Origin of the sequence: Methylobacterium pseudosasicola (assembly GCF_900114535.1) — a bacterium.
Lineage (GTDB): Bacteria > Pseudomonadota > Alphaproteobacteria > Rhizobiales > Beijerinckiaceae > Methylobacterium > Methylobacterium pseudosasicola.
This window is the reverse complement of sequence record NZ_FOTK01000008.1, coordinates 61606-79114: the sequence shown is the minus strand read 5'-3', so window position 1 is coordinate 79114 and position 17509 is coordinate 61606. Positions and strand designations below refer to the sequence as shown.

Annotated in this window: 21 protein-coding genes; 6 read left to right on the top strand and 15 right to left on the bottom strand. The window is 70.1% G+C overall.

Annotated features, from left to right (window positions below; all coding sequences use genetic code 11):
* Positions 1-23: 23 nt before the first annotated feature.
* From BM228_RS10410 to BM228_RS10340, 15 genes are all read right to left on the bottom strand, one after another.
* Positions 24-1259, bottom strand: a complete 1236-nt coding sequence (locus tag BM228_RS10410) for a divergent polysaccharide deacetylase family protein (protein WP_092039663.1) — start codon at positions 1257-1259, stop codon at positions 24-26.
* A 172-nt stretch (positions 1260-1431) separates the two neighbouring features.
* Entirely contained in the window at positions 1432-2772 is a 1341-nt protein-coding gene (locus BM228_RS10405; RefSeq protein WP_092039661.1) for a S41 family peptidase, read from the bottom strand.
* A complete protein-coding gene (locus BM228_RS10400) occupies positions 2772-4136 on the bottom strand; it encodes a murein hydrolase activator EnvC family protein (protein ID WP_092039659.1) in 1365 nt (454 codons plus the stop codon). The genes BM228_RS10405 and BM228_RS10400 overlap by 1 nt, the downstream gene beginning before the upstream one ends.
* 6 nt (positions 4137-4142) lie before the next feature.
* Positions 4143-4637, bottom strand: coding sequence for a 23S rRNA (pseudouridine(1915)-N(3))-methyltransferase RlmH (rlmH, locus tag BM228_RS10395; RefSeq protein ID WP_092039657.1), 495 nt, complete (start codon positions 4635-4637; stop codon positions 4143-4145).
* A gap of 154 nt (positions 4638-4791) precedes the next feature.
* The gene (gene rsfS / locus BM228_RS10390) at positions 4792-5142 is read right to left on the bottom strand and encodes a ribosome silencing factor (protein ID WP_082643077.1); all 351 of its coding nucleotides are present in this window, start codon (positions 5140-5142) and stop codon (positions 4792-4794) included.
* Between the two features lie 168 nt (positions 5143-5310).
* Positions 5311-5913 carry a nicotinate-nucleotide adenylyltransferase gene (locus BM228_RS10385; protein WP_092039655.1) on the bottom strand — a complete coding sequence of 201 codons (603 nt, stop codon included), beginning with the start codon at positions 5911-5913 and terminating at the stop codon, positions 5311-5313.
* Between the two features lie 19 nt (positions 5914-5932).
* On the bottom strand, positions 5933-7231 hold the full coding sequence (locus tag BM228_RS10380) for a glutamate-5-semialdehyde dehydrogenase (protein ID WP_092039922.1): 1299 nt from the start codon (positions 7229-7231) through the stop codon (positions 5933-5935).
* Positions 7232-7392: 161 nt separating this feature from the next.
* Positions 7393-8508: a glutamate 5-kinase gene (gene proB / locus BM228_RS10375; RefSeq protein WP_092039653.1), complete on the bottom strand. Its 1116-nt coding sequence runs from the start codon at positions 8506-8508 to the stop codon at positions 7393-7395.
* A 138-nt stretch (positions 8509-8646) separates the two neighbouring features.
* Complete coding sequence (gene obgE / locus BM228_RS10370) at positions 8647-9675, bottom strand: GTPase ObgE (RefSeq protein ID WP_092039651.1); 1029 nt, start codon at positions 9673-9675, stop codon at positions 8647-8649.
* Between the two features lie 122 nt (positions 9676-9797).
* Entirely contained in the window at positions 9798-10403 is a 606-nt protein-coding gene (locus BM228_RS10365) for a GNAT family N-acetyltransferase (RefSeq protein WP_092039649.1), read from the bottom strand.
* Between the two features lie 185 nt (positions 10404-10588).
* Positions 10589-10855: a 50S ribosomal protein L27 gene (gene rpmA, locus BM228_RS10360; protein WP_007568208.1), complete on the bottom strand. Its 267-nt coding sequence runs from the start codon at positions 10853-10855 to the stop codon at positions 10589-10591.
* 64 nt (positions 10856-10919) lie between these two features.
* Positions 10920-11234 carry a 50S ribosomal protein L21 gene (gene rplU, locus BM228_RS10355; protein WP_007568206.1) on the bottom strand — a complete coding sequence of 105 codons (315 nt, stop codon included), beginning with the start codon at positions 11232-11234 and terminating at the stop codon, positions 10920-10922.
* A gap of 177 nt (positions 11235-11411) precedes the next feature.
* Positions 11412-11780: a hypothetical protein gene (locus BM228_RS10350; protein ID WP_092039647.1), complete on the bottom strand. Its 369-nt coding sequence runs from the start codon at positions 11778-11780 to the stop codon at positions 11412-11414.
* Between the two features lie 3 nt (positions 11781-11783).
* Positions 11784-12710, bottom strand: coding sequence for an N-carbamoyl-D-amino-acid hydrolase (locus BM228_RS10345; RefSeq protein WP_092039645.1), 927 nt, complete (start codon positions 12708-12710; stop codon positions 11784-11786).
* An 82-nt stretch (positions 12711-12792) separates the two neighbouring features.
* Entirely contained in the window at positions 12793-13413 is a 621-nt protein-coding gene (locus BM228_RS10340) for a YceI family protein (RefSeq protein ID WP_092039643.1), read from the bottom strand.
* Between the two features lie 154 nt (positions 13414-13567).
* Here BM228_RS10340 and ruvA point away from each other — a divergent pair, with 154 nt between their 5' ends.
* The 6 genes from ruvA to BM228_RS10310 all read left to right on the top strand — a co-directional run bounded on the left by ruvA (position 13568) and on the right by BM228_RS10310 (position 17482).
* Positions 13568-14185, top strand: coding sequence for a Holliday junction branch migration protein RuvA (ruvA, locus tag BM228_RS10335; RefSeq protein WP_092039641.1), 618 nt, complete (start codon positions 13568-13570; stop codon positions 14183-14185).
* A gap of 227 nt (positions 14186-14412) precedes the next feature.
* Positions 14413-14685, top strand: a complete 273-nt coding sequence (locus BM228_RS35320) for a (2Fe-2S)-binding protein (RefSeq protein WP_092039640.1) — start codon at positions 14413-14415, stop codon at positions 14683-14685.
* Between the two features lie 45 nt (positions 14686-14730).
* On the top strand, positions 14731-15228 hold the full coding sequence (gene bfr, locus BM228_RS10325; RefSeq protein WP_092039638.1) for a bacterioferritin: 498 nt from the start codon (positions 14731-14733) through the stop codon (positions 15226-15228).
* Positions 15229-15373: 145 nt separating this feature from the next.
* On the top strand, positions 15374-16171 hold the full coding sequence (gene dapB / locus BM228_RS10320; protein WP_092039636.1) for a 4-hydroxy-tetrahydrodipicolinate reductase: 798 nt from the start codon (positions 15374-15376) through the stop codon (positions 16169-16171).
* 27 nt (positions 16172-16198) lie between these two features.
* A complete protein-coding gene (locus BM228_RS10315) occupies positions 16199-16837 on the top strand; it encodes a 2,3-bisphosphoglycerate-dependent phosphoglycerate mutase (RefSeq protein WP_092039635.1) in 639 nt (212 codons plus the stop codon).
* Positions 16838-17482 (top strand): alpha-ketoglutarate-dependent dioxygenase AlkB, encoded by a 645-nt coding sequence (locus BM228_RS10310; RefSeq protein ID WP_092039633.1) that lies wholly within the window; start codon positions 16838-16840, stop codon positions 17480-17482.
* Positions 17483-17509: the final 27 nt, after the last annotated feature.

Genomic DNA, 17509 nt, shown 5'->3' with positions numbered 1-17509 from the left:
CGCCGGCATCGGAAAGCGCGTGCTCAATTGGCCGTGCTGACCCGCTTCTCCACGGACCCGCGCAGGGCGACGCTCGCTGGGACCAGGCGGATGCCGCGGGTGTCGAGATCCTTGGCCCAGCGGGCGATCCGGTCGACGCTGAGCGCCGCCCCCCCGGCCGAGACCAAGGCGAAGCCGGTGGCGCGGGCCTTCGCCTCGGCCTGACTGAGCGCCGCGTCGATGGCGTCGGCGCGGGGCACCGCGTCGAGGACGATTTCGGCCCGGGCGACCGGGGTGCGGGCCTTGTTGGCGAAGGCGGGTTTCGGGCCGGTGCCGTCGTCGAGGAAGCCGAGGCCGCGGGCGCCGATCTCGCGCAGGACCGGCTCGAAGGCCGGGTCGGCCATCATCTTGGCGCCCATGAAATTCGCCACACCGACATAGCCGGGGAAGCGGGCGAGCGACCAGGCGAGGCGATCGGTATTCTCCAGCCCCTTCAGCGCGGTGAGCAGGGTCTGGGGGCCGGGATCGCTGTCGGGATAGTCGAAGGGCTCCATCGGCAGCTGGAGGAAGACCTCGTGGCCGGTATCGCGGGCGCGGGCGGCCGAGCGCTCGGCCTCGGCGCCGTAGGGCAGGAAGGCGAGGCTCACGGCTTGCGGCAGGCGTACGGTCGCGCCGGCGGTGGCGGCCTGGCCGACGCCGAGGCCGGTCACCAGGATCGCGATGCGGGGGCCGGTGCCGGGCTCCTCGGCCCGGGCATAGACGTCGAGGGCGCGGACCCGGCCGTCGCCGAGCTTCGGCATGATGCCGTGGCGGTTCTGCTCGCTGATGCGCGGGTCCGGCGCGGCGGCGAGGCGGGGCGCGTTGACCGGCGGCACGCGGATCACCACGGCCTCGCTCGGGCCCGAGCCCGGCGGGCGCACCACCGTGACACCGGAGGCGGTCTCGATCTCCTCGGCGCTGCGCTGCTGCGCCCCGCCGGCATTGACCACCACCGTGCCCTGCATCTCGGGCGTCGCTGCCACTGGGGCGGGGGCGGGCCGGGCGACGGGCTCGCGGATCGTGATGGCGACTTCCACGCGCGGCTCGCCGCCCTGCGGGTCGCCGAGCGCCAGCACCAGCCCGCAGGCGGCGAGCAGGGCGCCCGCGATCGCGCCGGCGGCGATCTTCGGCCGGCGCAGGGGCGCGACGAGGCGACCGAACCGGCCCAGGGGCGGCTCCGGCGCTGCGGCCTCCGTCACCCCGAGCGGGCGCGTGAGGATATCGTCGGTGGACTCGGTCAAGCGGCACTCGATGCGGGCGCGCGTCCCACGCCCCGTAGCAGCGGCGCGACTCCCAGCCCGCATTGCCGGCCGGTATGGTTAATCTTCCGCTAACACCACTCTTCGGCACGAAAAACCCCGCCCGGCATTCCTGCCGGACGGGGTCGTTTCGGGTTTCGTGTCGTCGATAAAATCAATTCGGGAGGCTGGGCTTCTGCTGCTGCGGAGCCTGGGTCCCGTTGGCGGCGCCCTTCTGGATGCCGTGCAGGAAGTCGATCGCCGAGAGGAGCTGCTTGTCCTTGGCCGGGTCCGGCGGGATGTAGGCGGAGGAACCGCCGCGCTCGTCGGTATCCTTCTGCTTCAGGTGGCCCTTCAGCCCGGCCTCGCCCTTGGTCTCGTCCTTGCCCTTCAGCTCGTCGGGCACGTCCTGCAGAACCTCGATATCCGGCTCAATGCCCTTCGCCTGGATCGAGCGGCCCGATGGCGTGTAGTAGCGCGCCGTGGTGAGCCGCAGGGCACCGGAGCCGCCCAGCGGGATGATCGACTGCACGGAGCCCTTGCCGAAGGAGCGGGTGCCCATGATGGTCGCGCGCTTGTGATCCTGCAGGGCGCCGGCCACGATCTCGGAGGCCGAGGCCGAGCCGCCGTTCACCAGCACCACCACCGGCTTACCCTTGGTCAGGTCGCCGGCCTTGGCCGAGAACCGCTGGGTCTCGTCCGGGTTGCGGCCGCGGGTGGAAACGATCTCGCCGCGGTCGAGGAAGCCGTCGGAGACCATCACGGCCTGGTCGAGCAGGCCGCCCGGGTTGTTGCGCAGATCGACCACGTAGCCCTTGAGCTTGTCGGCGCCGATCTCGCCCGACAGCTTGTCGATGGCGGCGCGCATGCCGTCGAAGGTCTGCTCATTGAATTGGGTCAAGCGGATATAGGCGACGTCGCCGCCCTCGACCTTCGAGCGCACCGGCTTGATCTTGATCACGTCGCGGGTGAGCGTGACGTCGATCGGGTCCTTCGACTCCTTGCGGGAGATCTTGAGCTTCACGGCCGAGTTCACCGGGCCGCGCATCTTGTCGACCGCCTGGTTCAGGGTCAGGCCCTGCACCTGGTCGTCGTCAATCTGGGTGATGATGTCGTTGGCGAGCAGGCCCGCCTTGGCGGCCGGGGTGTCGTCGATCGGGGTGACGACCTTGATCAGGCCGTCCTCCATGGTGACCTCGATGCCCAGCCCGCCGAACTCGCCGCGGGTGGTGGTCTGCATGTCACGGAACGCCTTGGCGTCCATGTAGCTCGAATGCGGGTCCAGCGAGGTCAGCATGCCGTTGACGGCAGCCTCGATCATCTTCGACTCGTCCGGCTTCTCGACGTAGTCGGTGCGGACCTTCTCGAAGACGTCGCCGAACAGGCTGAGCTGGCGATAGGTTTCGGCCGAGGCGGCGACCGCCCGCGGTCCCGACAGGAAGTCGGTCTGGGTCGCCACCATGGAGGTGCCGGCACCCAGGAAGGCGCCGAGCATGATCAGGGATGTCTTGCGCATCAGCCGCGAACCTTCTCGCCAAGTATCTTGTCACTGGGGCTTTTGGCCCACCACGGCTCCGGATCGACGGAGCCGCCATCCTTCTTGAACTCGACGTAGAGGGTCGGCTCGCCGTCGGACCCGGGCGAGCCCGCGCCACCCTCACCCATGCTGCCCACGGGTTCCCCCGCGAGAACGAACTGGCCGACCTCTACGCTAATCTGATCCATCCCCGCCAGCAGAAGATAGTAGCCATCGCCGGCGTTGATGATCAAGAGACGCCCGTAGGACCGGAACGGCCCCGCGAACTGGACCCACCCATCGGCCGGGGAGGAGACCAGCGCCTTCGGCCGCGTCGTGAAGGAGACGCCGCGGGTGGTTCCGCCATTGCCGTCGGGCTGGTTGAAGCCCCGCGCCAGCCGTCCGCTGACCGGCCGCGGCACTTCGCCCCGCGCTTCGGCAAAATGCACTTTCGGGGCCAGACGGGCGGGATCGCGGAAGCCCGCCGCGGCGAAACGCTCCTGCGTCGCTCGCGCCTCGCGCTCGGCCGCGGCCTTCGCCTCCTCGGCGGAGCGCTTCGACGCCGCGACCTCGGCCTCGGTGCGGTCGAGAAGGTCCTTCAGGGATTTCGCCTGCGCGCCGAGCTCGGCGGCGCGCTTGCGCTCCGCGCTCAGGCCGCTCTCGACATCCGCTTGCCGGGCGCGACGAGCGGTGACGAGGGCCTGGAGGCGCTGCTGCTCGCGCGCCCAGCCGGCGAGGTCGTTGGCCAGCCCCTCCTTGTCCTGAGCAATCAGGCCGCGCAGACGGATCATCTCGGCGAGGTCGGCGGCCAGGGTGTCGACCTCGCCGCGCAGCTCCGGCACCACGGCTCCGAGCAGCATCGAGGTGCGGATCACCGCGAGCACGTCCTCCGGGCTCACCAGCACCGCCGGGGGCGGGCGGCGGCCCATCCGCTGCAACGCCGCCAGGATCTCGGCGACGATGCCGCGGCGGGCATGCAGCGAGCGCCGGATCGCGGCCTCGCTCTCGGTCATCGCCTTCAGGCGCTCTTCCAGGCGGCTCAACCTATCCTCGGTGGCCTGAGCCTGCCGGCCGGCATCGAGGAGCGCGCTGTCGAGCTTGGCCCGGTCCGAGCCGATCGCCGCGATCTCGCTCTCGAACTGCGCCCGCTGGCCGGCGCTGGCAGCCAGCGCGTCCTGCACCCGCTTCAGGTTCTCGGCCCGGCGCTCGCGCTCCTCGGTGGCGCGCTGGATTTTTTCGGATTCGGCATTGGCAGCCGGGTCCTCGGCCCGCGACGGCCCGGCCGCGCAGGCCAGCGCGATCAGCACGAGCGCGCGGAGGGTTGAACGCTGTCGGACGGCACGGGCGAGGCGATCGAACCGCACGGCGCCTCAGCCCGGCTCGCCGCGGTGATACGGGTGGCCGGCCAGGATGGTCAGGCTGCGATAGATCTGTTCGAGGGCGAGCACGCGCACGAGTCCGTGGGGCAGGGTGGCGGCCCCGAAGGACAGGATCAGCTCCGCCTTCGTCCGAATTGAGGCATCGAGGCCGTCCGGGCCGCCGATCGCCACCATCAGGGCCGGCCGCCCGGCATCGCGCCAGCCGGCGACCCGCTCGGCCAGGGCCTCGCTGGCGATGTCGGAGCGCCCGCGCTCGTCATAGGCCACCAGCACTCCACCGGGCGGGAGATGCGTGAGCAGGGCGGAGGCCTCCTCGGCGCAGCGGTCCGGTGCCCGGCGGGCCCGGGACTCGACGATCTCGACGCTGTCGCAGGCGGGAAAGCCGAGGCCGCGGCCGAGCTGCGCCGCCCGGTCGCGGTATCGTGACGCGAGCTCACGCTCCGGGCCGGCCTTCAATCGGCCGATGGCTGCCAGGACGACGCGCACGGGGGAGGGGGCTCTTGCTGTGTCGGGACGGAAGTTGCCGCATCGTCATTGCGAGCGCAGCGAAGCAACCCAGTGTGGCGCTACGTCCTGAGATCGCGCGCGGCCCTGGGTTGCTTCGCTGACGCTCGCAATCACGGTGTAGGTCGCGCGACCGCTAATCCGCCGCCAGGCCTACCGGGCGGTCCGCGCCCCACATCTTCTCGAGATTGTAGAAGCCGCGCACTTCCGGGCGGAAGATGTGGACGAGCACGTCGCCGGCATCGATCAGCACCCAGTCGCAGGCCGGCATGCCTTCGACCCGGGCGTTGCCGTAGCCGCGGCTCTTCATCTCCTGGATGAACTTGTCGGCGATCGAGCCGACATGGCGCTGCGACCGGCCGGAGGCGATGATCATCGTGTCGGCGAGCGAGGTCTTGCCCGCGAGGTCGATCGCGATCGTCTCTTCGGCTTTCATCTCGTCGAGGCACGAGAGGGCGAGAGCCTTCAGGTCGTCCGAGCGCGCCATTCCGGGCTCTTCCGGAACGGGGGCATGGGTGCGGATGGTCTCCGTGCGGATGGTCTCGGGCAGCGTCCTGATTCCTCGTGAGGTCGCGCCGCCCACTTGGGGCGCGCCGACCGGTATGAAATTGGCTGTATCGTGCCGCGATTGCAACTGCGTCGCATGCGAAGGGGCTCAGGCGCCCCGCCGACCGTTGCGGATCTCGGTGGATGAGAGGGGCGATCGGGGCCCGTGGAGGAACACCCAAGCCGGCGGCGGACGGGTCGGCAGGGTATGGGCCGCGTCCTCCGGGACCCGCGCCCCGGCGAGCCGGTGAGCGGCACGGGCGCTGAGCGGCGTCATGGTGAAGCCCGGCCGATCCATGATCGCGATCGGCACCAACTGGGCGATCTCGGCGAATCCCTTCCAGCGGTGGAAATTGCTGAGCGAATCCGCCCCCATGATCCAGACGAACTGCACCCCGGGGCAGCGGCGGGTCAGGTAGCGCAGGGTCTGCACCGTGAAGCGCACGCCCAACGCCGCCTCGATCCCGGTCACCGCGATGCGCGGGTGTCGGGCGATCTCCTGGGCCTGGGCGCAGCGGGCCTCCACGGAGGGCAGGGCGATCCGGCTCTTGAGCGGGTTGCCGGGGCTCACCAGCCACCACACCCGGTCGAGCCCGAGCCGGCGCAGGGCCGTCACGGTGACGTGGCGGTGACCGTGGTGGGCGGGATTGAAGGATCCGCCGTAGAGGCCGATCCGCATGCCGGGGGCGCTCGGCGGCAGGGTCAGCCGCACGCCGGGACTTCGCGGGGGGTCACGGACGGATCTGGCCGCTGCCGTGGACGCGGTACTTGAACGTGGTCAGCTGCTCGACGCCCACCGGGCCGCGAGCATGCATGCGCCCCGTGGCGATGCCGATCTCGGCGCCGAAGCCGAACTCGCCGCCATCGGCGAACTGCGTCGAGGCGTTGTGGGTGACGATCGCCGAATCGACTTCCGCCAGGAAGCGGGTCGCCTCGGCGCGGTCTCCCGTGATGATCGCGTCGGTGTGGTGCGAACCGTAGGTCTCGATATGCTCGATGGCCGCCTCGATCCCGTCGACGACGCGCACCGCGATGATCGCGTCGAGATATTCGGTGTGCCAGTCGTCCTCGGCAACCGGCGTCACCCGCGGATCGACGGCTTGAGTCTCGGCATCGCCGCGCACCGCGCAGCCGACATCGAGCAGGGTCCGGACCAGCGGCGCCAGATGCGTCCCCGCGCAGGCGCGGTCGACCAGCAGGGTCTCGGCGGCGCCGCAGACGCTGGTCCGGCGCATCTTGCTGTTGAGGAGCACGGCGAGCGCCATGTCGAGATCGGCCGCCGCCGCCACATACACGTGGTTGACGCCGTCGAGATGGGCGAAGACCGGGACCCGCGCCTCGGCCTGGACGCGCTCCACGAGGCCGCGCCCGCCCCGGGGCACGATGACGTCGATGCAGCCCTCGAGGCCGCCCAGCATCAGCCCGACCGCGGCCCGGTCCCGGGTCGGCACCAGCTGGATCGCATCGGCGGGCAGGCCCGCCTCGGCCAGGCCCTCGCTCATCGCCTTGGCGATGGCCAGGGCGCTGCGGTGGCTGTCGGAGCCGGCGCGCAGGATCGCGGCGTTGCCGGCCTTGAGGCAGAGGGCACCGGCATCGGCGGTGACGTTCGGGCGGCTCTCGAAGATGACGCCGATGACGCCGAGCGGCACGGCGATGCGCTCGATCAGCAGGCCGTTCGGCCGCTCGATTGCGGCGAGCTGGCGCCCGACCGGATCGGCCAACGCGCCGACCTTCTCCACCGACTCGGCGATTCCGGCGAGGCGGCCGGCATCAAGGGCGAGCCGGTCGATCAGCGCGGCGCTCTGGCCGGCTTGGCGCGCGGCGGCGACGTCCCGGGCGTTCTCCCGCAGGATCTCGTCCGCGTTCGCCCGCAGCCGCTCGGCGATGAGACGCAGCGCCTGATCCTTGGTCTGGGCCGAGGCGAGCGCCATGCGCCGGCCGGCAGCGCGCGCCCGACGGCCGATGACCGCCATCTGCTCCGGCAGCGTATCGGCCTCGGCGAGATCGGATCTCAGGTTCAGGACGGGCACGCTGGCGTCCTCGACGTTCGGGGGCCGCAAGAACCGGCCCGACAGGGGATGGGGCGGTATTTGCACATCGGGCCACGGGGCTACAAGTGTGCCGGCTGATCGAGCGTGACAGAGAATACGCGGTTTTCGACGGGACGATAATTGATCAGAATCAGTCCAGTCTAAAACATCGCCAGATCATCGCGGTGCACCATCCAGGCGCGGCCCGGATAGTTGAGCAGTTCCGGGATGCGTGCGCTCGGGTGGCCGATGATCAGGGCCGCCTCGGCGCTGTCATAGGCGACGAGGCCGCGTCCGAGCATGCGGCCCTCAGGATCGCGGATCATCACGGCGTCGCCCCGGGAGAAGCTCCCCTCGATCGCCCGGACGCCCACCGGCAGCAGGCTCGCGCCGCCGAGCAGGGCTTTGGCGGCGCCGGCATCGATGGTCAGCGTCCCGCGCGGCTCCAGGGAGCCGGCGATCCAGGTCTTGCGCGCCGCCGTCGGGGTAGAGCCGGACAGGAACCACGTGCAGCGCGCACCCTCGCGCACCGCCTTCAGGGGGTTCTTGCCCCGCCCATCGGCGATGACGAGGTGCGTCCCCCCCGAGGCCGCGATCTTGGCCGCCTCGACCTTGGTGCGCATGCCGCCCCGGGACAGCTCCGAGGCCGGGCCGCCGGCCATCGCCTCGATCTCCGGGGTGATGCGCTCCACCACCGGCAGGTGCCGCGCCTCCGGGTCCGACTGGGGCGGGGCGGTGTAGAGCCCGTCGATGTCGGAGAACAGCACCAGCACGTCGGCATCGATCATCGTGGCGACCCGGGCGGCGAGCCGGTCGTTGTCGCCGTAGCGGATCTCGGAGGTCGCCACCGTGTCGTTCTCGTTGACCACCGGGACGGCACGCATCTCCAAGAGCTTCAGCACGGTGGCCCGGGCATTGAGGTAGCGCCGCCGCTCCTCGGTGTCCTGCGGGGTCACCAGGATCTGCCCCGCCACGATGCCGTGATGCCCGAGCGCCTCGGCCCAATGCCTGGCCAGCGTGATCTGACCAACCGAGGCCGCGCCCTGGCTCTCCTCCAGCCGCAGGATCCCGGGCGGCAGGCCCAGCACCGTCCGCCCGAGAGCGATGCTGCCCGACGACACGACCAGCACGTCGACGCCCCGGCCATGCAACTCAGCGATGTCCTCGGTCAAAGCTGCCAACCAGGCATGGCGCAGCCGGCCGGCATTGCGGTCGACCAGCAGGGCCGATCCGACCTTGATGACGACGCGACGGAATTCTTCGAGGGCCGGGATCATAATTCTTCGCGGGCTGAATCAGGGATTGCTGTCTGGACGAAGTCTACGCGCGTGAACAGCGTGCGCGCGGAGCACGATCCCGCGCGGGTCCCGGTCGGCCAAAGCCCCGCGCGGCGCGCCGGATCTGCGCCCCGGCACTCACGGCTGCCAAGCCTCCACCGGTCGCGCCTCCGCCGCGGCACTGGCGTCGATCTCGCTCCGGATCGCCCGGAGCGCTTCCGGGACGCCCTTGCGGCTCGCTGAGGACAGGACCAGCGGCGCCCGGCCGGCGGCGCGCTTCAGCTTGGCGACCTGGCTCTTCAAGGTCTCCGCATCCAGCGCGTCTGCCTTCGAGAGCGCGACGATCTCGGGCTTGTCGGCCAGGCCGTTGCCGTAGGCCTCGATCTCGCCGCGGACCAGCTTGTAGGTCTTGCCGGCATGCTCGCTGGTGCCGTCGACGAGATGCAGCAACACCCGGCAGCGCTCGACATGGGCCAGGAACTTGTCGCCCAGGCCGACGCCCTCGTGGGCGCCCTCGATCAGGCCGGGAATGTCGGCGAGCACGAATTCGCGGTTGTCCGAGCGGACGACGCCCAGGCCCGGATGCAGGGTCGTGAACGGGTAATCGGCGATCTTCGGCTTGGCCGCCGTGACGCTCGCCAGGAAGGTCGACTTGCCCGCGTTGGGCAGGCCGACGAGGCCGGCATCGGCGATCAGCTTGAGCCGCAGCCAGATCCACATCTCCTGGCCTTCCAGGCCCGGATTGGCGTGCTTCGGGGCGCGGTTGGTAGAGGTGGTGAAGTAGGCGTTGCCGAAGCCGCCATTGCCGCCCTTGGCCAAGCGGATCTTCTGGCCGACCTCGGTGAGGTCGGCGATAAGGGTGTCGCCGTCCTCGGCGAAGATCTGCGTGCCGGCCGGCACCTTCAGCACCACGTCGGTGCCGTTGGCGCCGTGGCAGTTCGAGCCCATGCCATGCTCGCCCTTCTTGGCCTTGAAGTGCTGCTGGTAGCGGTAGTCGATCAGCGTGTTGAGGCCCTCGACGCACTCGACCCAGACGTCGCCGCCACGGCCGCCATCGCCGCCGTTCGGGCCGCCGAACTCGATGAACTTCTCGCGCCGGAACGCGACGCAGCCGGGACCGCCGTCACCGGAGCGGACATAGACTTTGGCTTCGTCGAGGAATTTCACGGTGCATCTCGTCGCTGGCTGGCCTCGGCAACCCGGGAGTCGCCGAAGCATATAGGGGGGCGCGCCGGACTGTTCGACGCCGCGCCCGGCCCCTCCGTCCGGAGGGGTCGGAACGCCGTGATTCAGGACGCCGCCGCGAGTTCCGCTGTGGAGCCGAAAGCGCCCGCACGGGTCGCCCAGTCGCTGCGGTCGAGGCCGAACAGGTCGACCTCCCGGTCGCCTCCGCGGGCCGGGCAGGGACGCGCGCTGCGCCCGGTCACCCGGAAGCCGACCTTCTCCAGGACACGCCGGGAGGCCGGGTTCGCCGGCAGCGCCGAAGCTTCGAGCCGGCCCCCACCCGCATAGGCGAAATAGGCATGGACCAGGGCCCGCGCGGCCTCGCCCATCAGGCCGTTGCCCCACCAGGGCCGGCCGAGCCAGTAGCCGAGATGCGGCTCGCCGCCACCATCCGAGATCCCGACCAGGCCGATCAGGTTTGCCGGGGCCGACCGCTCGGTGAGCGCCAGCGTCAGGCCGCTGCCGGCGCTGTTGGCGCCCCGCGTCTTGAGCGGGAACGCGTCGACGGTGTGCCGGTCGAGCGGGTGCGGGATCCGGGCGGTCATCTCGGCCACCGCCCGCTCGCCAGCGAGCTTGAGGATCGCGTCCTTGTCCTTCGCCGTCGGCCAGCGCAGCCACAGCCGGCGCGTCTCGATCCGGAAGACATCGTCGCGGGTGAGATCGGGGAACATCGTGCCCTCGCAGGGCGGCGTTCCCGGCTCCGGGGCACCGCCTCAAGACGACGAAGGGGAGGATGGTGCCCCATCCTCCCCGGTGTTCCGTCCGATCCGTCCCGTCAGGGGCTCGGCATCGACGTCTCCGGTCCGGTGTGGGACACCGGGCGGGACGCCAGCTTCGCCGCTCGGGCGCCCGCCTGTTATTCCGCGGCCTGGGCCAGCGGGGTTACGGCCACGAAGGCGCGCCCGCGGCGCGTCTCGAAGCGGACATGGCCCGGTACCAGCGCGAACAGCGTGTGGTCCTTGCCCATGCCGACATTGCTGCCGGGATGCCATTTGGTGCCGCGCTGGCGCACGATGATGTTGCCCGGAATCACGGCTTCCGAGCCGAACTTCTTGACGCCGAGGCGCCGGCCTTCCGAGTCGCGGCCGTTGCGGGACGAGCCGCCTGCTTTCTTGTGTGCCATGGGATCTGCTCCGAATGCGTGTGGGTCGCGCGGATCGCGGGCCTCGCCTGGGGCCCGCGCTCGATCACGCGGAGATGCCGGTGATGCGCACCACGGTGTGGTGCTGGCGGTGGCCGCGCTTGCGGCGCGAGTTCTGGCGGCGGCGCTTCTTGAAGGCGATCACCTTCTTGTCGCGGCCGTGGCTCACGATCTCGCCCGTGACGCTGATGCCCGACAGGGTCGGCGCGCCGACCTGCGTCGCGCCCGCACCGTCGGCGAACAGGAGGACCTCACCGAAGGTCACGGTTTCACCGGCCTCGCCCGGCAGGGTGGCGATGGTGATGGTGTCGTTGGCGGCGACGCGGTACTGCTTGCCGCCCGTCTTGATGACTGCGAACATCGTTGCTCTCGTGTTCTCGAACGGCCTCCGGGGCGGCTGCCCCTGGACCGGCTTCTTGTTTGAAGTCATTGCACGGGCGGACCCGGACAACGCGAAACGCGCGGACCTCGTCGAGGAGGCCGCGCGCCATGCCGGGTCAGTAGGGGCGGGGTGGCGCCGTGTCAATCCTGAACAGGGTCAGCGGATCGGCGCGCCGGTGGCGAGGATGCCCTTGGCGACGCTGCCTTGCGGGCCGAACGCGGCCAGCGCCTGCGCGCACCAAGCCTCCCGCCCGTCGGCGGCGAGCTGCTGCCGGACCTGCGTGGCCCGGGTCCGCAGCTTCTCCTGCAGGATCGCCTCCTGCGCTGCCGCGACCTTGGTGGCGAGCCGCAGCGTCGTCAGCTGCCCGGCCTTCACCTGGATGCCCGGGCAGGTCTGCTCGGCAATGATCGTGGTCGCCGCCGCCTCGGCATAATTGTCGAGGGGCGAGGCGGCTGGCGGCGCGGGCGTCTGCGCGCAAGCGGGTCCGGCGAACATCAGGGTCCAGATCAGCCAAGCACCGCGCAACGTTCAAACCTCCACGGTGGCGCCGACCTGCGCCGTGATGCGCCCGTAATGCTCGGGCCGGCGATGCCGGGCGAAATCGAAGATCGTCGTCTTGCCGAAGGCGCAGGCGGCGAAATCGCAGGGCGCCACGATCAGCTCGTCGCCCTCGGTCTTGGCGCGGGCGATGACCGTGCCGTCCGGGTCGACGATGATCGAGCCGCCTATCAGCGGATGGCCGTCCTCGAGACCCGCCTTGGCGACACCGACGACATAGGTGGCGTTCTGATAGGCGCCGGCCTGCAGCGACAGGTCCGAGTGGAACAGGCGCTTCTCCAGGCCCTCCGCACCCTTCTGGCTGTTCACCGAGGGGGTGTTGTAGCCGATCATGATCAGCTCGACGCCCTGGAGGCCGAGGCAGCGGTAGGTCTCCGGCCAGCGCCGGTCGTTGCAGATCGCCATGCCCATGACGACGTCCGCATTGCGCCAGACCGGAAAGCCGAGATCCCCCGGTTCGAAATAGCGCTTCTCGAGGTGCTGGTGGCTGCGCTCGGGGTCGTATTCGCTGTGCCCCGGCAGGTGGATCTTGCGATACTTGCCGACGATCCGGCCATCCCGGTCGGTGAGGATCGCAGTGTTGAAGCGGCGCCCCTCCGGCGTCAGCTCAGCATAGCCGAAGCTGATCGCGATCCGCAGCTCCCGGGCCCTGGCGAAGAGGGGCGCCGTCGCAGCGTTCGGCATGTCGCGCTCGAAGAACGCATCAATCTCGGCCGGGTCGGTCATGTACCAGCGCGGGAAGAAGGTGGTCAGCGCCAGCTCCGGATAGACCAGCATCTCGACGCCAGCCTGCGCCGCGCGCTCCAGCAACGCGACCATCCGGTCGATGACGAGCGCACGGCTGTCGGCCCGCTGGATCGGACCCATCTGGGCCCCGCCGATGACGAGCTTGGTCATGCCGGGCGATCCTTCCTGTGCGATGCAGCAACCGCGGTTGCGTACACGGTGGCAGGGGGCTCCGTCACCTAGTGCGTGTGGCTCAGGGAGCCGCCTTGAACTCGCCCTCGATGCGCAGGGATACCTCGTCGCCCAGCGCCGGCAGGTAGGCGTTCACGCCGAAATCCGAGCGCTTCACCACGGCGCGCCCGTCGAAGCCCACGGTGTAGCGCTGGTCCACCGGGTGGATGCCGGCCTGGTTGAAGGTGGCGTCGATCGCCAGCGGCCGGGTGACGCCGCGCAGGGTCAGGTCGCCGGTGATCCGCGCGGTGGTCGGGCTCGTCGGCTCGACGGCGGTGGCCGTGAAGGTGGCGCTCGGAAACTTCGCTGTGTCGAAGAAGTCCGGTGCCGCCAGATGCTCGTTCAGGCGGGCACTGCCGGTGATGACGCCGCCGAGCGGTACGCTGACCTCGAGGCGGCTCTTGTCCGGCGCCTTCGGGTCGAGGTCGAGCTTGCCGGTCAGGCCGGTGAACTGGCCGTAATAGGTCGAGTAGCCGAGATGGCTCACCGACCACGTGACCTTGCCGTGATCCGGATCGAGGACGTAGGCGCCCGGCCGGACCTGGGTCGGATCCTTGCTCGGTGCCGCCGCGGCCGGATCGTCCGCCGCCCGGGCGGGGCCGAGGCACAGGAGGCCGATCAGGGCGAGTATGGGCGCGCGCATGGTCGTTTCCCCCGCTCGTCCGGCCGACTTCGATCCCCATCAAGCCTGGCCGCCGCGGCGCCCCTGATTTCACGAAGTGCCGCCGGGCTCAAGCGCGTCTGGCGGAGGCGCCCGCGCTTCTATAGGCATCGCCCCGACAGCGGACGGGCACAGAATGATCGGCAAGCTCAGGGGCGTGGTGGATTCGTTCGGCGAGGATTTCGTGATCCTCGACGTGTCCGGCGTCGGCTACATCGCGCATTGCTCGGCGCGCACGCTCCAGCGCATGCCCAAGGTCGGCGAGGCGGCGGAGCTGTCGATCGAGACCTATGTCCGCGAGGACATGATCCGGCTCTACGGCTTCCGCTCGGATGCGGAGCGGGAATGGTTCCGCCTGCTCCAGACCGTGCAGGGTGTGGGCTCGCGTGTGGCGCTGGCGATCCTGTCGGTGCTGGAGCCCGACGCCCTGGCGACCGCCATCGCCACGGGCGACAAGGGCTCGATCAGCCGGGCACCCGGCGTCGGACCGCGGCTGGCGGCGCGGCTCGCCGCCGAACTGAAGGACAAGGCGCCCGCCTTCGCACCGGTGGACCCGGCCCTGATCGCGCTCACCGGCGCCGTGGAGGAGGGCGCCGCGCCGCGCCCGGTGGCCGACGCGATCTCGGCGCTGGTCAATCTCGGCTATCCGCAGGTGCAGGCCGCCGCCGCCATCGCGGCGGCCCTGAAGGGAGCGGAGGAGGGTGCCGAGGCCAAGGTGCTGATTCGGCTGGGGCTGCGCGAACTCGCCCGCTGAAGCCAAGCAGACCGAGCTGCTGAACCGGGTGATCGGACGTGAACGATCCGATCGAGTCCCTGTGATTAGCGCCGCCTTGACCCGGAGCCGGAGCGATGCCATCTCCCCGATAACCAGTAAGGCCTTGAAAAGTCTTCTACTTTTCACTCATTCTAATCTGGTGGGTCCGCAATGCCTTGCTCGACACGGTCGGGTTGGGCCCGAGGAAGACGGGTTCTGCAGCGCGCATGATCGTCTGTTCTTGCAACGTCCTGTCCGATGGCGCAGTGCGCAGCTGCCTGTCGCCCGGCCCGGGCTGTCCCCGCACCCCGGCGCAGGTCTATGCCTGCCTCGGTTGCAGCCCGAAATGCGGGCGCTGCGCCCGGACGATCCGCGAGATCATGCGCAACGCGCTGGGAGAAGCCGTGGGCGATCAAGGCAGCCATGAATGCTCGACGGCTTGCGCCAGCGCTTGCAGTTTGGTTTTATTCCAAACTGCGGAGGACGGGATTTCGGCGTGACGCCACGACCCCCCCGCCAGAATAGCTGTTGGGAGTACGGGGGCCATGAAGGGCGACACCAAGGTCATCGAGTACCTGAATCGCGGCCTGAAGAGCGAGCTGACTGCGGTCAGTCAGTACTGGCTGCATTTCCGCATGCTCAATGACTGGGGCTATATCGATCTCGCCAAGTTCTGGCGCAAGGAATCGATCGAAGAGATGAACCACGCGGACCGGTTCATCGACCGGATCCTATTCCTCGACGGCTTCCCGAACCTGCAGGAGCTGGAGCCGCTGCGAATCGGCCAGAATGTGCAGGAGATCATCGAGTGCGACCTCGCCGCCGAGAACGGCGCGCGCAGCCTCTATCTCGAAGCCGCGCAGTACTGCGAGTCGATCAACGAGCGCGTGTCGAAGAACCTGTTCGAGCAGCTCGCCGAGGACGAGGAGGGCCATATCGACTTCCTCGAGACCCAGCTCGAGCTGATCAAGCAGATCGGTCTGCCGCTCTACGCGCAGAAGCATATCGGCGGCCTCGAAGCGATCGCCCCCGAGAAGGATTGAGCTTATAGCGGGCTTCCGCATCGGGCTCATCGAGACGATGCGGAAGCCCGCGATCGGGACAATCCCAACAGACGGTCCGGCCCATTGATGGCGCGCCTGACTTCGGCCAGGCTCGCCGGGGACGGAACGACATAGGAAACTGTGAATGCGGCTCGTGGTGGTCGGCGCGGACGGGCGCATGGGGCGGATGCTGGTGCGGGCGGTGGCCGAGGCCGAGGGCTGCACCCTCGCGGCGGCGATCGAGCGCGAGGGCTCGCCGGTCCTGGGGCAGGATGCCGGTGTGCTGGCCGGCCTGCCGCCCCTCGACGTGAAGGTGACCGATGACCCGCTGAAGGCCTTCGCCACTGCGGACGGCGTGCTCGATTTCACCGCCCCCGCCGCCACCGTGCAATTCGCCGAGCTGGCCGCCCAGGCCCGCATCGTCCACGTGGTCGGCACCACCGGCCTGTCGGACGATGACCTCACCAAGCTCCAGGCCGCCGCCTACCACGCGCGCATCGTTCGCTCCGGCAACATGTCGCTCGGCATCAACCTGATGGCGGAGCTGGTGCGCCGGGTCGCCAAGGCGCTGGGCGACGAGTTCGACATCGAGATCGCCGAGATGCACCACCGCATGAAGGTGGATGCGCCCTCCGGCACCGCTTTGCTCCTCGGCGAGGCCGCCGCGGAGGGGCGCGGCGTCGACCTCAAGGACGTGCGGGTCTCGACCCGGGACGGGCATACCGGCGCGCGCCGGCCGGGCGATATCGGCTTCGCGACTCTGCGGGGCGGCTCCGTCGTCGGCGACCACAGCGTGATCTTCGCCGGGGCTGGCGAGACCCTGACCATCAGCCACCATGCCGCCGACCGCGGCCTGTTCGCCGCCGGCGCCGTCAAGGCCGCCCTCTGGGCGCACCCGAAGCCGCCGGGGCTCTATTCCATGGCGGACGTGCTGGGGCTTTAGACCAACATCGAGGGATACGATCTGCCGATGGAGCGCCTGCTCGTCCTCGCTCGCCATGGCCAGAGCGAGTGGAACCTCAAGAACCTGTTCACCGGCTGGCGCGATCCCGACCTTACCGAGCGCGGCATTGACGAGGCGCGTGCGGCCGGCCGAGCCCTGAAGCGGGCGGGCTACGGGTTCGATATCGCCTTCACATCCGAACTCGTCCGGGCGCAGCGCACCTGCGCGCTGATGCTGGAAGAGATGGGTCTGGCGGATCTCGAAACGGTGCGGTCGCAGGCGCTGAATGAGCGCGATTACGGCGACCTCGCCGGCCTCAACAAGGACGACGCCCGCGCCCAATGGGGCGAGGAGCAGGTCCATCTCTGGCGCCGCTCCTACGACGTGCGGCCGCCCGGCGGCGAGAGCCTCAAGGACACCGCCGCCCGGGTGCTGCCCTATTACATCGAGACGATCCTGCCCCGGGTGATGGCCGGGCAGCGGGTGCTGGTGGCGGCCCACGGCAACTCGCTGCGCTCCCTGGTGATGGTGCTCGACCATCTGGGTGCCGACACGATCGCCGGCCTGGAGATCAAGACCGGCGTGCCGCTGGTCTACCGGCTCGCCGCCGACACCACGGTCGCCTCCAAGGAAATCCTGGCCCGCGACGGCGAAGCGGGCCGCTGATTGGCGACCGAACTCGCGCCAGGGCTGATCCACCATCCGGGCTTCCTGGATTCCACTGCCCGCGTCCGGCTTGCCGCCGAAGTGGCCGCGGTGCTCGCATCCGCGCCACCCGTCACCCCGTGCATGCCGCGCACGGGAAAGCCGTTCTCGGTGCGGATGTCGAATGCCGGTCCGCTCGGCTGGATCTCCGACCGGAGCGGCTACCGCTACCAGCCGACCCACCCCGAGACCGATGACCCGTGGCCCGCGATCCCGCCGACCGCCCTGGCAGCCTGGGACGCGCTGGCGGCGTTTCCGGCGTCGCCGGAAGCCTGCCTGATCAACCTCTACGCCCCGGACGCCCGGATGGGCTTGCACCAGGACCGCGACGAGGCCGATTTTTCGGCCCCGGTCGTGTCCCTGTCGCTCGGCGCAGTGGCCCTGTTCCGCTACGGCGGCCTGCGGCGCTCGGACCCGACCCGCTCGGTGCGGCTCCTCCCCGGCGATGCCCTGGTGATCGGCGGCGCCTCGCGCCTGATCCACCACGGGGTCGACCGCCTTTACCCGGAGAACGACCTGCCCACCGAGAACCCGTTGCCGGGCTTCCTGCCGGCCGGCGGCCGCTGCAACCTGACGCTGCGCCGGGTCAGCGCCGCCGAGGCGTAAGTGCCACCTGGCGGATCTCCCGATCTC

Bases quoted from the DNA above. Each gene is read 5' to 3' on its own strand.
- BM228_RS10405 (WP_092039661.1), bottom strand. From the start codon at position 2,772: ATGCGCAAGACATCCCTGATCATGCTCGGCGCCTTCCTGGGTGCCGGC.
- rsfS (WP_082643077.1), bottom strand. From the start codon at position 5,142: ATGGCGCGCTCGGACGACCTGAAGGCTCTCGCCCTCTCGTGCCTCGAC.
- proB (WP_092039653.1), bottom strand. From the start codon at position 8,508: ATGATCCCGGCCCTCGAAGAATTCCGTCGCGTCGTCATCAAGGTCGGA.
- BM228_RS10365 (WP_092039649.1), bottom strand. From the start codon at position 10,403: ATGTTCCCCGATCTCACCCGCGACGATGTCTTCCGGATCGAGACGCGC.
- rpmA (WP_007568208.1), bottom strand. From the start codon at position 10,855: ATGGCACACAAGAAAGCAGGCGGCTCGTCCCGCAACGGCCGCGACTCG.
- rplU (WP_007568206.1), bottom strand. From the start codon at position 11,234: ATGTTCGCAGTCATCAAGACGGGCGGCAAGCAGTACCGCGTCGCCGCC.
- BM228_RS10345 (WP_092039645.1), bottom strand. From the start codon at position 12,710: ATGACCAAGCTCGTCATCGGCGGGGCCCAGATGGGTCCGATCCAGCGG.
- BM228_RS10340 (WP_092039643.1), bottom strand. From the start codon at position 13,413: ATGCGCGCGCCCATACTCGCCCTGATCGGCCTCCTGTGCCTCGGCCCC.
- ruvA (WP_092039641.1), top strand. From the start codon at position 13,568: ATGATCGGCAAGCTCAGGGGCGTGGTGGATTCGTTCGGCGAGGATTTC.
- BM228_RS35320 (WP_092039640.1), top strand. From the start codon at position 14,413: ATGATCGTCTGTTCTTGCAACGTCCTGTCCGATGGCGCAGTGCGCAGC.
- bfr (WP_092039638.1), top strand. From the start codon at position 14,731: ATGAAGGGCGACACCAAGGTCATCGAGTACCTGAATCGCGGCCTGAAG.
- dapB (WP_092039636.1), top strand. From the start codon at position 15,374: ATGCGGCTCGTGGTGGTCGGCGCGGACGGGCGCATGGGGCGGATGCTG.
- BM228_RS10315 (WP_092039635.1), top strand. From the start codon at position 16,199: ATGGAGCGCCTGCTCGTCCTCGCTCGCCATGGCCAGAGCGAGTGGAAC.